Consider the following 11,860-nt stretch of genomic DNA (forward strand, 5'->3'; position numbering starts at 1 on the left):
CTTCTCTCACATGACTCGGGTGGACCGGCAGTCCTGGGACGTGGTCGTGGTGGGCGCCGGGGGCGCCGGGCTGCGGGCGGCGATCGAGGCGCGCGAGCAGGGGCTGCGCTGCGCGGTGATCTGCAAATCGCTGTTCGGCAAGGCGCACACGGTGATGGCGGAGGGCGGCATCGCCGCCTCCATGGCCAACGTCAACCACAACGACAACTGGCAGGTGCACTTCCGCGACACCATGCGCGGCGGCAAGTTCCTCAACAACTGGCGGATGGCCGAGCTCCACGCCCAGGAGGCCCCCGACCGGGTGTGGGAGCTGGAGACCTGGGGCGCCGTCTTCGACCGCACCCCGGACGGCCGGATCTCCCAGCGGAACTTCGGCGGCCACGAGTACCCGCGGCTGGCGCACGTCGGCGACCGTACGGGCCTGGAGCTGATCCGCACCCTCCAGCAGAAGATCGTCTCGCTCCAGCAGGAGGACCACCGGGAGTACGGGGACTACGAGGCGCGGCTGAAGGTCTTCCAGGAGTGCACGGTCACCCGCGTGCTGAAGGACGGCGGCAGGGTCTCCGGCGTCTTCGGCTACGAGCGCGAGTCCGGCCGTTTCTTCGTCATCGAAGCGCCGGCGGTGGTGCTGGCGACCGGCGGCATCGGCAAGTCGTTCAAGGTGACCTCGAACTCCTGGGAGTACACGGGCGACGGGCACGCGCTGGCGCTGCTGGCGGGGGCCCGGCTGGTCAACATGGAGTTCGTGCAGTTCCACCCGACGGGCATGGTCTGGCCGCCGTCGGTGAAGGGCATCCTCGTCACCGAGTCGGTGCGCGGTGACGGCGGGGTGCTGCGCAACAGCGACGGCAAACGGTTCATGTTCGACTACGTGCCGGACGTGTTCAAGGAGAAGTACGCCGAGTCCGAGGCCGAGGGCGACCGCTGGTACACCGACCCGGACAACAACCGCCGCCCGCCGGAGCTGCTCCCCCGCGACGAGGTGGCGCGCGCCATCAACGCCGAGGTCAAGGCGGGCCGGGGCTCCCCGCACGGCGGGGTGTTCCTGGACGTGTCGACGCGGATGCCGGCCGAGGCGATCAAGCGGAAGCTGCCGTCCATGCACCACCAGTTCAAGGAGCTGGCGGACGTGGACATCACGGCCGAGCCCATGGAGGTCGGCCCGACCTGCCACTACGTCATGGGCGGGGTGGAGGTGGATCCGGACACCGCCGCCGCCGTGGGCGTGCCGGGTCTCTTCGCGGCGGGCGAGGTCGCGGGCGGGATGCACGGCTCGAACCGGCTCGGCGGCAACTCGCTGTCCGACCTGCTGGTGTTCGGGCGACGCGCGGGGCTGTACGCGGCGCGGTACGCGGCCTCCTTCGCCACGGAGGCGGCGCCCGTGGTCGCGGACGCCGACGTCGAGCTGGCGGAGGCGGAGGCGCTGCGGCCGTTCGGGGCGGAGGCGCCGGACGGGGCGGCCGAGAACCCGTACGCCCTCCACCAGGAGCTCCAGCAGGGGATGAGCGACCTGGTCGGCATCATCCGCCGGGCCGGGGAGATGGAGGAGGCGCTGCACCGGCTGTCCGGGCTGCGGGCGCGGGCCCGGCGGGCCGGGGTGGAGGGCCACCGGCAGTTCAACCCGGGCTGGCACCTGGCGCTGGACCTGCGGAACATGCTGCTGGTCAGCGAGTGCGTGGCGCGGGCGGCGCTGGAGCGCGAGGAGAGCCGGGGCGGGCACACCCGGGACGACCACCCGGGGATGGACCGGCGGTGGCGGCGGATCAATCTGGTCTGCCGGCTGGCCGACGAGTCGGCCGAGCCGGCCGCGGCGGACTCCGCGCTGGGGCTGGTGCGGCTGGAGCGGCAGGAGGCGCAGCCGATCCGGGAGGATCTGCTGGCGCTCTTCGAGAAGGAAGAACTGGCGAAGTACCTGACCGACGAGGAGCTCACCTCATGAGTTATCAGGCCCGCTTCAAGGTGTGGCGGGGCGATGCGGACGGTGGTGGCCTCGCCGACTTCGAGGTGACCGTCAACGAGGGCGAGGTCGTCCTCGACGTCGTCCACCGCCTCCAGGCGACCGCGGCGCCCGACCTCGCGGTGCGCTGGAACTGCAAGGCGGGCAAGTGCGGTTCGTGCAGCGCGGAGATCAACGGCCGGCCCAGGCTGCTGTGCATGACCCGGATGTCGGTCTTCGACCCGGCGGAGACGGTCACGATCACCCCGCTGCGGGCCTTCCCGGTGCTGCGGGACCTGGTCACGGACGTGTCGTACAACTACGCCAAGGCGCGCGAGGTGCCCTCCTTCGTCCCGCCCGCCGAACTGGGGCCCGGGCAGTACCGGATGAAGCAGGAGGACGTGAACCGCGTCCAGGAGTTCCGCAAGTGCATCGAGTGCTTCCTGTGCCAGAACACCTGCCATGTGGTGCGGGACCACGAGGAGAACAAGCAGGCGTTCGCCGGGCCGCGCTTCCTGATGCGCGTCGCCGAGCTGGACATGCACCCGCTGGACGCGGCCGCCGAGGCCGGGGTGGACCGCAGGCGGGGGGCGCGCGAGGAGCACGGACTGGGGTACTGCAACATCACCAAGTGCTGCACCGAGGTCTGCCCCGAGCACATCAAGATCACGGACAATGCCCTGATCCCGCTGAAGGAGCGGGTCGTCGACCGCTCGTACGACCCGCTGGTGTGGCTGGGGAGCAAGATCCGGCGCCGCAAGGCGTAGCGGGTCATCGCCTCCCCATCCGCCATCCGGCGTAGCCGGGGTACGTCCGACCGGGCGCACGAGACCCGGCGCGCGATCGGCGGCGTGCGTAACGACGGAGGCGCCCGCACATGGGCGTGAACACCCTCCGTATAACCTCGCACGCCCCCGGTAGCGGGTCGACCAATCCGGTCATACGCTCCAAAACGTGACGCGGCTTTCGTGGGGGTACGGGCCGAGGGCGCCGGGCTGGGCCATGATCTGCGCCCTCGTCGCACTGTGCGCCCTGCTGCTGCCGACCGTGCCCGCCTCGCGCGCCGACACCCCGCTCGACCTGGACGCCGCCGGCCGGATCACCGACACGGTCGGCGCGCTGGGCAAACGGCGCACCCAGGTCGAGGCCGCCCTGGACCGGCTGCACACCGACCACCACATCCAGCTCTACGTCACCTACGTCCACGACTTCTCCGGACGCGCCGCCCACACCTGGGCCGACGCCACGGCCGACCGCAACGGCTTCGGCCCCCACGACATCCTCCTGGCCATCGCCACCCACGGCGGCCAGTACGCCGTCTCGGCCGACAAGCAGTCCGGCTTCCGCAAGGACCAGCTGGAGCTGGTCGCCACCGCCGCCATCGCCCCCGCCCTCCGGGAGCACGACTGGGCCGGGGCCGCCATCGGCGCCGCCGACGGCTACCGGGCCGTGCTCCGGGGCGAGCCGGTGCACGCCCCCCTCATCCTGCCCGGCACCACCGACCCGGGCGGCGACGGACTCCTCCCCGGCCATCGCGCGGTCTGGGTGCCCATCGCGGGCGGCGCCCTCGTCCTCCTCACCGGCCTGGCCCTGCGCTCCCGCCGCTCCCGGCGGGCCCGCACCGCCGCCCTCCGCCGCCCCGGCGCGGCCCGCGACGGCGGGCGCGGCCGCGAGCGCCCGGCCGTCGCCACGAGCACCGAACCGGGCCTGGCCCGGCTGGCACAGCCCCTCACCCCGCTGCCCGACCTGGACGCCGAGGCGTCGGCGAACCTCGTCGACACCGACGACGCCGTCCGCACCAGCGCCGAGGAACTCCGCTTCGCCACCGCCCAGCTGGGCCCGGCCGCCACCCGGCCGTTCGCCGAGGCCGTCGCCTACGCCCGCGGCGAGCTGGCCGACGCCTTCCGGCTCCGCCAGCACCTGGACGACGCCCCCTACGAGGAGGAACGGATCCGCCGGCACGCCCTGGACGAGATCTGCTCCCGCTGCACCAGCGCCAACCGGCGCCTCGACGCCGAGTCCGAGGCCTTCGACCGGCTCCGGGACCTCAAGGCCAACGCCGCCGGGATCCTCGACCGCGCCGAGGCCACCGCCCGCGCCCTCGCCCCGCGCCTCGCCGCCGCCGAGGCCGCGCTCGCCGCCCTCGCCCGCTGCCGCGCGCGCAGCGCGCTGGCCCCCGTCGCGGAGCACGTCGCGGAGGCCCGCGACCGGCTCTCCTTCGCCGACACCGCGCTCGCCGAGGCCCGCACGGCCCTCCTGGTCGCCGACCCCGACCACGCCGCGGTCTCCGTGCGCGCCGCCGAGGCCGCCCTCTCCCAGGCCGCCACCCTCACCGCCGCCGTGCTCCGCCACACCCACGCCCTCACCGCCGCCACGACCCGGCTCCACACCGTCCTCGCCGAGGCCGCCCACCGGCCCGACGCGGCCCCGGCCGTCAAGGCCGCCCGCCGCGCGATGGCCCACGGCCCCTACGACCCCCGCGAGGTGCTGCGCCTCCTCGACGAGGCCATGACCACCGAGGCCCGGGCCGCGCGCACGGTGCTGGCCGCCCGCGCGGAGGTGTCGGCGGCACGCGACTACATCAGCACCCACCGGGGCGCCATCGGCTGCCGGGCACGCACCCGGCTGACGGAGGCGGAGCGGCACATCGCCCTGTGCGGCGACGACGTGCCGACCGCCGTCGCGAAGGCGACACGCGCGATGGCCCTCGCACAGCAGGCGCGGGCGCTGGCGGAGGACGACGTCGTCACGTACGGCACGTCGTACGACGCCGAGTCGACCCCGGAACCGGCACGGGCACTGGGCGGGGCGCTGCTCGGGGGGATCATCCTGGCGGGGTTGCTGCCGGCGACGTTCGGGGGTGGAGCCACGCGGGGCCGGCTGGCGGGGTGACGCCCCCGAAGGGGCGCGGGACAATGTCGATATGCGGCTACCGCCGCGTGGGCGCGACCAGCCACGACGGGCCCGCGGACGACTCACCGCGCATTCGGCGGAGCGCTCAGTACAGGCTCAGCAGCGCCTCCACCGCGTCCGGCGCCGGGGAATCGCCATCGGGGAGCCCCAGCTCGAACCACACCGTCTTCCCGTGGGGAATGCGACGGCTGCCCCAGGCGGCGCTCAGCAAGCCCACCAGCTGCAACCCCCGACCCCCCTCGTCCGTATCCCGCGCCCGCCGCCGCCGAGGCTGCACGTGCCCGCTGTCCCAGACCTCGCACACGAGCGTCCGGTCCAGCAGCAGCCGCAGCCGGATCTCGCCCTCGCCGTACCGCAGGGCGTTGGTGACCAGCTCGCTGACCAGCAGCTCCGTGGTGTCGACGAGATCCCCGAGCTCCCAGCCCTCCAGCTGCTCGCGGGCCAGCTCCCGGGCCCGGGCGACCGAGCGGGGCTCGGGCGGCAGGGTCCAGTCGCCGACGCAGCCGGGGCTCAGGCCGCGCAGCCGGGCCATCAGCAGGGCGATGTCGTCCTCGCCGTGGTGGGTGTCCAGCGCGCTGAGGACGTGGTCGCAGACGTCCTCCAGGGGCCGCTCCGGGTCGGCGAGGGCCTCGCGGAAGGCGTGGAGGCCCTCGTCCAGGGGATGGTCGCGGGACTCGACGAGGCCGTCGGTGTAGAGGGCGAGCAGCGCCCCGTCCGGGAGCTCGATCTCGGTCTCCTCGAAGGGCTCGCCGCCCACGCCCAGCGGCATGCCGGGCGGCACCTCCAGGAGCATCGCGGGCTCCCCGGCCTCGACGAGGACGGGCGGCAGATGGCCGGCGTTGGCGACCGTGCAGCGCCGGGTGACCGGGTCGTACACGGCGTAGACGCACGTCGCGAGGTAGACCTCGGAGAGGTCGGCGGGGCGTACCGAGCCGCGCACGCCGCGCGAGGCGGACTGCTTGCCGCCGGGGCGGCCGAGGCCGTGGGCGATCTCGTCGAGCGCGGAGAGCACCTCGGCCGGCTCCAGGTCGAGCATGGCCAGGGTGCGGACGGCCGTACGGAGCTCGCCCATGGCGACGGCGGCCCGCAGGCCGCGGCCCATGACGTCGCCGACGACGAGGGCCGTGCGGTGCCCGGGCAGCTCGATGACGTCGAACCAGTCGCCGCCGACCTCGGTGGCGGCGTTGCCGGGCAGATAGCGGCAGGCGATCTCGACGCCGGCGGCCTCCGGGTCGCCGGGGGGCAGCAGGCTGCGCTGGAGGATCAGGGCGCGCTCGTGCTCACGGCGGTAGAGGCGGGCGTTGTCGATGCAGACGGCCGCGCGGGCGGCGAGCTCGACGGCCAGGGCCGTGTCCCGCTCGCCGAAGGGCTCGCTGCCCTTCGTACGCGAGAACTGGGCGATGCCCAGCACCGCGTCCCGGGCGACCATCGGCACGGCGAGGGTGGACTGCACGACGGCGCCGAGCCCGTCGCCGTCCTCGCTCTCGCGGCCGGGCACGACCTGGACGTGGGCGGTGCGCAGGGCCTGGGCGCACGGCGAGTGGAAAGGGTAGCGGTGGACCTCGCCGACCTGGACGGGCTTGGCGCCGGTCCCGGCGACCGGCGCCCCGGAGACGGCGCTGGAGTAGGCCACGCGGCGCAGCTCGGCGCTGCCGTCGGCGAGCCCCGGCGGGGCCTCGTCGCCGACGAGCAGGCCCTGGTAGAGGTCGACGGAGGCGAGGTCGCAGAACTGGGGGACGGCCACGTCGAGGAGTTCGCGGGCGGTCTTCTCCAGGTCGAGGGAGTTGCCGATGCGGGCGCCGGCCTCGTTGAGGAGGGCCAGGTTGCGGCGGACGCCCGCGGCCTCGCGCTCGGCGCGGCGCCGCCCGGTGACGTCGGTGGCGATCGCGGCCACCCCGATGGGGCGGCCGCTGCCGCTGTGCAGCCGGTAGAGCGAGACCGACCAGCGGCGGCGTTCGTTGTGGCCGGGCACGGGGCCGACGAGCTGGATGTCCGCCACCGGTTTGCCGGTGTCGAGGACCTGGCGCAGCGCGGCGGTGAGCCGGTCGGCCTCGGTGCGGGGCAGGAAGTCGTGCGGGGTGCGGCCGCGGTGCCAGGCGGCGGGGCGGCCGAAAGTCTGGGCGAAACTCTCGTTGACGCGCAGCAGGGTCAGGTCCGTGCCGAAGAAGAAGAAGCCGAGCGGAGATTGGCCGAAAACGGCTTCCGAGGCGGCGATGTCCGTCTCTATTCCGCGCAGCGCCCGGACGTCGACGGCGACGCAGAGCGCGGCACGGTCGCCGCGGCCGTTCTCACTGGGCATCACATAGATCTCGGCGAGGCCCTCTTGCCGGTCGCCCCGCTCACCGCGCTGATAGGGCACCAGGCCCGTCCAGGCCCGGCCGTCGAGCCCGCCCTCGGTGAGGAAGGGCGCGGCGGGGGCCCGCCCGCGCCGGCCGTCCCCGACGGGGGCCAGGACCTCCAAGGGGTCCCGGCCGACGGCCTGCCGGGCCGTTATTCCGAAGAGCTCGGCGGCCCGTTCGCTCCATTGGTCGATCCGGCCGTCCGGGCCGAGGGAGAACGACGCCACGCGGATGTGGTCGTACAGGGAGCCGGGCGGACTGTTCTGCCACATCACCGTGGCGTCCCTGCTCTCTGGCCTGCCCGCCGTACCCGCTGGCTTTTCGCTCACGTGCCCGTCCCCTCCGGCTCTCGTGCTCGCACCGGCATCAGAAGGCCGAGTATCCAGCACAGGGGGCCTTCGGAACACGGACTTCACGATCACAGCACGGTCTCAACCCGCTATGTCTTCCCACCGGGTTACTAACCAGGCAGGGACAGCTCGAACCACACCGTCTTCCCGGTGTTGCCCGGGCGGGTGCCCCAGCGCCGGGAGGCCAGGGCGACGAGCTGGAGTCCGCGGCCGCCCTCGTCGTCCGCGTCGGCGACGCGTTCGCGGGGCGGGTCGGGCAGCGGGTCGGAGACTTCCACCAGAAGGGTGGGTCCCGCGTGGGAGTACATCCGCACCCCGATGGGGCCGCTGGCGTAGCGCAGGGAGTTGGTGACGAGCTCGCTGACCAGGAGGACGGTGACGTCGGTGACGGACTCCAGGCCCCATTCGCGCAGGGTGTCGCGCACGAGCGTGCGGGCGGTGCGGACGGCCGCGGCGTCGGCGGGGAAGCTCCACTCGGCGAAGCCGGGCGTATGTGCCAAGGTCCCCGTGCTGTCGCTCACGCCGACCACTTCCCAGACCGCTGACCGCAGACCTCTGGCGTCTTCGACGCCGCTGACCCTGACCCGTGGCCGCCTCCGGCATGTCCGCCTTTGGGGCCAATAATCAGCACATACCCGGTATAGGGGTCCGGCTATCTTCTTCAGCCGGGTCCATGGGTGGCGGTTGCCGCATTCGGCGTAGCGCTCACGCGTCCGCCCCGGCGCGCAACCGGGCCACGGCCTCGGCGACGGCGGGGCGGTCCTGCTCCAGCCAGTCGACCTCGTCGACGCGCTCGGGGGTGAGCCAGCGCAGCTCGTCGTGGTCCTCCAGGGGGCGGGGCTCGCCCGCCAGCAGCCGGGCCGTCCACACCTGGAGGACGTAGCCGGGCTTCAGGGGCCATTCTCCGGCGATGCGCCCGACCGGCTCGGTCTCCACGCCGAGCTCCTCCCGGAGCTCCCGTACGAGCGCCTCGGGGGCCGTCTCGCCGGGCTCCAGCTTGCCGCCGGGCAGCTCCCAGCGGCCGGCCAGCTCGGGCGGGGCGCTGCGCCGCGCGGCCAGCAGCCGCCCCTGGTGAAACACCGCTCCCGCCACCACCACACGCACCGTCGTCATGGCGGTAAAGCGTAGACGCCGGGTGGTACCGAGATCTTCTCTCGGTACCACCCGGCGTCCGGGAGGCCGTGGGCCTAGGTGACCGTGTGGCCGACCCGCTCGACGACGTACAGCCTGCGGCTGCCCTCCGTGTCGAGCCGGTCGGCGACGCGCTCCGCTTCCGTCCTGGTGGCGTAGCGGCCGACCCGGTAGCGGTTGCCGTTCTCGTCCTGGCGGATCACCAGCCAGGGCAGGACCGGTCCGGTGTCAGTCATCGCTCCTGCCCTCCCGTCCCGCGCGCACCGGCGCACGCCCGTCGGTGAATCCTCCGGGGGTTCCCGGAGAAACCGCAGTACGCATATGCCCGAGCCTACGCCCGACCTTTACGCACCGGATACGGGTTTTCACGAAGAGGTACGCATTCGGCCACCCGTCGGGGTTACTTGCTCTTGGCGAGCTCCGGCTCCTCGGCGGCCTCGGCCACCTCGGCGGCCAGGATTTCCTTCTCGACCTGCTCAAGGGTGGGGTTGCGCCACGCGCTGCGCACGCCCCACACGTAGAAGGTCAGCGCGATCAGGACAACGACGGCGATGTCGACGCCCTGCGGCAGGTAGCCCTTGCCGCCGAACTCGGTGCCGCCGGCCCACGAGACCACGGCCATGACGAGCAGGTAGGCCACCATCCAGGAGCCGGCCTTCAGGTGCGGCTTGAGCTCGGCCCACGGCTTGCGCAGCTCGTACCAGGCCCAGATCGGCAGACCGATGGCCATGATGAAGATGACCTTGCCCGTCAGCGGCCAGCGGGCCCAGTACATGACCAGCGAGCCGAAGATCATCGCGATGGGGGCGATGACCGGCATGGCCTTCAGCTTGACCGGGCGCTTCATGTCCGGGGCGATCCGGCGCAGCGACATCACGGCGACGGGGCCGGTGATGTACGAGATGACGGTGGCGACACCGACGATCTCGGCGATCGAGCCCCAGCCGCGGAAGACGGCCAGGAAGATGAAGGAGATCACGAGGTTGAGCAGCAGGGCCGGCTTCGGGACACCGGTCTTGGGGTCGACCTTGCCGAAGACCTTCGGCAGGTGGCCGTTCTCCTGGACGCCGTTGATCATGCGCGAGGTGGTGGCCGCGTAGATCATGCCGGTGCCCGACGGGGAGATGAAGGCGTCCGCGTAGAGCAGCAGCGCGAGCCAGTTCAGGCCCCAGGTGATGGAGAGGTCCGCGAGCGGGGACTTGTAGGCCAGGGTGTTCCAGCCACCGGAGAGGTCCGCGGCCGGGACGGCCATCAGGAAGGCGACCTGCAGCGCGATGTAGATCACCAGGGCGATCAGGATCGAGCCGATGACGGCCTTCGGCAGCGACTTGCCGGGGTTGCGGGCCTCGGCGGCCATGTTCAGCGGCGACTGGAAGCCGTTGAAGGCCCAGACGATGCCCGCGACGGCGACGGCGCTGAAGACGGCGCTCCAGCCGTTGGGGGCGAAGCCGCCGTGGGCGGAGCCGACGTTGCTGGTGTCGAAGTGCGCGAAGATCAGCGCGCCCGCGGTGAGCACCGGGACGACGACCTTGAACACGGTGATCGCGTTGTTCGTCTTGGCGAACAGGGTGATCGCGAACCAGTTCAGGAAAAAGTAGAAGACCACCAGCACGCTCGCGGCGGCGAGACCGGTACCGGTGAGCTCCTTGCCGTCGAAGAGGTGCTCGGCCCAGCCGAACTTCCACGAGCTCATGTACTGGATCGAGGCGGTGGCCTCACCCGGGATCACGGAGACGATCGCGATCCAGTTGGCCCAGGCGGCCATGTAGCCGGCCAGCGAGCCGTGCGAGAACTGGCCGTACCGCACCATGCCGCCCGCCTTGGGGAACATCGAGCCGAGCTCGGTGTAGGTGAGGGCGATGGTCAGCGCCACGACGGCGCCGATGACCCAGGCGAAGATGGCGGCCGGCCCGGCGAGCACGGCGGCACGCTCGGCACCGAACAGCCAGCCGGAGCCGATGATCGACCCGAGGCCGACGGCGGTCAGCGCCGTCGTGCCGAGGGTCCGGCGGTAATTCGAGTGGGAACCCTGTTCGGTGCTCAAACCCCGGATCTCCTTTGCTTTCTACTCCCCCACGGCAGGACACAAACCGCGCCATCGTACGAGCGATTTGGCCGAGTTGGTTCTGCCAAAAGGCCCTGACCTGGGCCTATGTGAGGTTTGCAACACCGGGAGCCCCCATTTCAAATGGGGGCAAACCGGGGCACAGGGCACAGTTCCTACCGGCCGGTACGGTCCGGGAGGCGGGGTTTTGCGAGATCGAAAACTTACTTGGGAGTCAGCAGGGAACCGTTTCACGCGCCGTTCACGTCTACTTCACCGGCAGGTGGTAGGCGACCCGGTACCGCTCGGCGAGCATCACGATGTCGGCCGTCTCGACGGGACAGCCGCCCGCGAAGTACGTCCGCGAGACGACCACCACGCAGTGCCCGGGCACCCCGCCGAGGGCCAGCGTCTCCCCGGCCAGCCCCGGCCGGGCGCTGACCTCCTCGGTGACGTTGTCCACGACGATGTCGATGGCGGCCATCCGCTCCACCACGCCCCGGCCCGCCAGCGGCCCCTCCTCGGGCAGCATCACCGGCGTGCGCCCGGTGACGGCCAGCGGCTCCCAGGAGGCCGAGAGCATGCACGGCTCACCCGCGGAGCGGAAGAGGTAGTCCGTGCGCATCACCCGGTCGCCGGGGCCGATCCGCAGCCGCCGGGCGATCCGCGGCTCGGCCGCGACCTGCTCGCTGCGGGACTCCCAGGTGCCCTTGACCCGGTCGTCCCCCTGCTCCTGCCGGAACGGCGTGGACTCCCCCGCCGCCCGGTACCCCGTGCGCACCACGGGCCGCGAGACGGGCTGCTCGCGCACATACGTCCCGGAGCCCGACCGGCCCTCGACCAGGCCCTCGGCCATGAGGACCTTGCGAGCCTCCAGGGCGACGGTGTCGGAGACGCCGTACTGCTCCCGGATGCGCGCCTGGGAGGGGAGCCGGGTGTGCGGCGGCAGCTCGCCGGCGACGATTTTCTGCCGTAGATCACCGGCTACTCGAAGGTATGCGGGCTGGTCACCGAAGGCCACGTCCACTCCCAAGGGGTTGACAGTCCGCAACAGCTTGGCAACCGTAGGTTGCGATCCGCAACCTTAACCCAAAGATTCACAGGAAGTAGCGAAGTCCAGCTCAGAAAGGCCGAGTTGAGATCGCGG

The 11,860-nt window shown here is 72.4% G+C and carries 9 protein-coding genes; 3 read left to right on the plus strand and 6 right to left on the minus strand.

From position 1 onward, the window contains the following. The first annotated feature begins 10 nt into the window (after positions 1 to 10). The 3 genes from IE096_RS13355 to IE096_RS13365 all read left to right on the plus strand — a co-directional run bounded on the left by IE096_RS13355 (position 11) and on the right by IE096_RS13365 (position 4,828). Positions 11 to 1,939 (plus strand): fumarate reductase/succinate dehydrogenase flavoprotein subunit, encoded by a 1,929-nt coding sequence (locus IE096_RS13355; protein ID WP_189451634.1) that lies wholly within the window; start codon positions 11 to 13, stop codon positions 1,937 to 1,939. Beyond that, entirely contained in the window at positions 1,936 to 2,703 is a 768-nt protein-coding gene (locus tag IE096_RS13360) for a succinate dehydrogenase/fumarate reductase iron-sulfur subunit (RefSeq protein WP_189451635.1), read from the plus strand. Before IE096_RS13355 ends, IE096_RS13360 begins: the two co-directional genes overlap by 4 nt. A 187-nt stretch (positions 2,704 to 2,890) precedes the next feature. After that, positions 2,891 to 4,828, plus strand: a complete 1,938-nt coding sequence (locus tag IE096_RS13365; RefSeq protein ID WP_229820139.1) for a TPM domain-containing protein — start codon at positions 2,891 to 2,893, stop codon at positions 4,826 to 4,828. Positions 4,829 to 4,934: 106 nt separating this feature from the next. Here the strand turns inward: IE096_RS13365 and IE096_RS13370 are convergent, their stop codons facing one another. From IE096_RS13370 to IE096_RS13395, 6 genes are all read right to left on the minus strand, one after another. Further along, on the minus strand, positions 4,935 to 7,460 hold the full coding sequence (locus tag IE096_RS13370; RefSeq protein ID WP_189451787.1) for a SpoIIE family protein phosphatase: 2,526 nt from the start codon (positions 7,458 to 7,460) through the stop codon (positions 4,935 to 4,937). A gap of 188 nt (positions 7,461 to 7,648) precedes the next feature. Beyond that, positions 7,649 to 8,068 (minus strand): ATP-binding protein, encoded by a 420-nt coding sequence (locus tag IE096_RS13375; RefSeq protein WP_189451636.1) that lies wholly within the window; start codon positions 8,066 to 8,068, stop codon positions 7,649 to 7,651. Between the two features lie 175 nt (positions 8,069 to 8,243). Further along, positions 8,244 to 8,651, minus strand: a complete 408-nt coding sequence (locus tag IE096_RS13380) for a (deoxy)nucleoside triphosphate pyrophosphohydrolase (RefSeq protein WP_126915832.1) — start codon at positions 8,649 to 8,651, stop codon at positions 8,244 to 8,246. Between the two features lie 74 nt (positions 8,652 to 8,725). Further along, positions 8,726 to 8,905, minus strand: a complete 180-nt coding sequence (locus IE096_RS13385) for an SPOR domain-containing protein (RefSeq protein WP_126915831.1) — start codon at positions 8,903 to 8,905, stop codon at positions 8,726 to 8,728. 164 nt (positions 8,906 to 9,069) lie between these two features. Then, positions 9,070 to 10,713, minus strand: a complete 1,644-nt coding sequence (locus IE096_RS13390) for an APC family permease (protein ID WP_189451637.1) — start codon at positions 10,711 to 10,713, stop codon at positions 9,070 to 9,072. A gap of 268 nt (positions 10,714 to 10,981) precedes the next feature. Beyond that, entirely contained in the window at positions 10,982 to 11,734 is a 753-nt protein-coding gene (locus IE096_RS13395) for a GntR family transcriptional regulator (RefSeq protein WP_189451788.1), read from the minus strand. Positions 11,735 to 11,860: the final 126 nt, after the last annotated feature.

Origin of the sequence: Streptomyces abikoensis (assembly GCF_014648775.1) — a bacterium.
GTDB classification, from domain to species: Bacteria; Actinomycetota; Actinomycetes; order Streptomycetales; family Streptomycetaceae; genus Streptomyces; species Streptomyces abikoensis.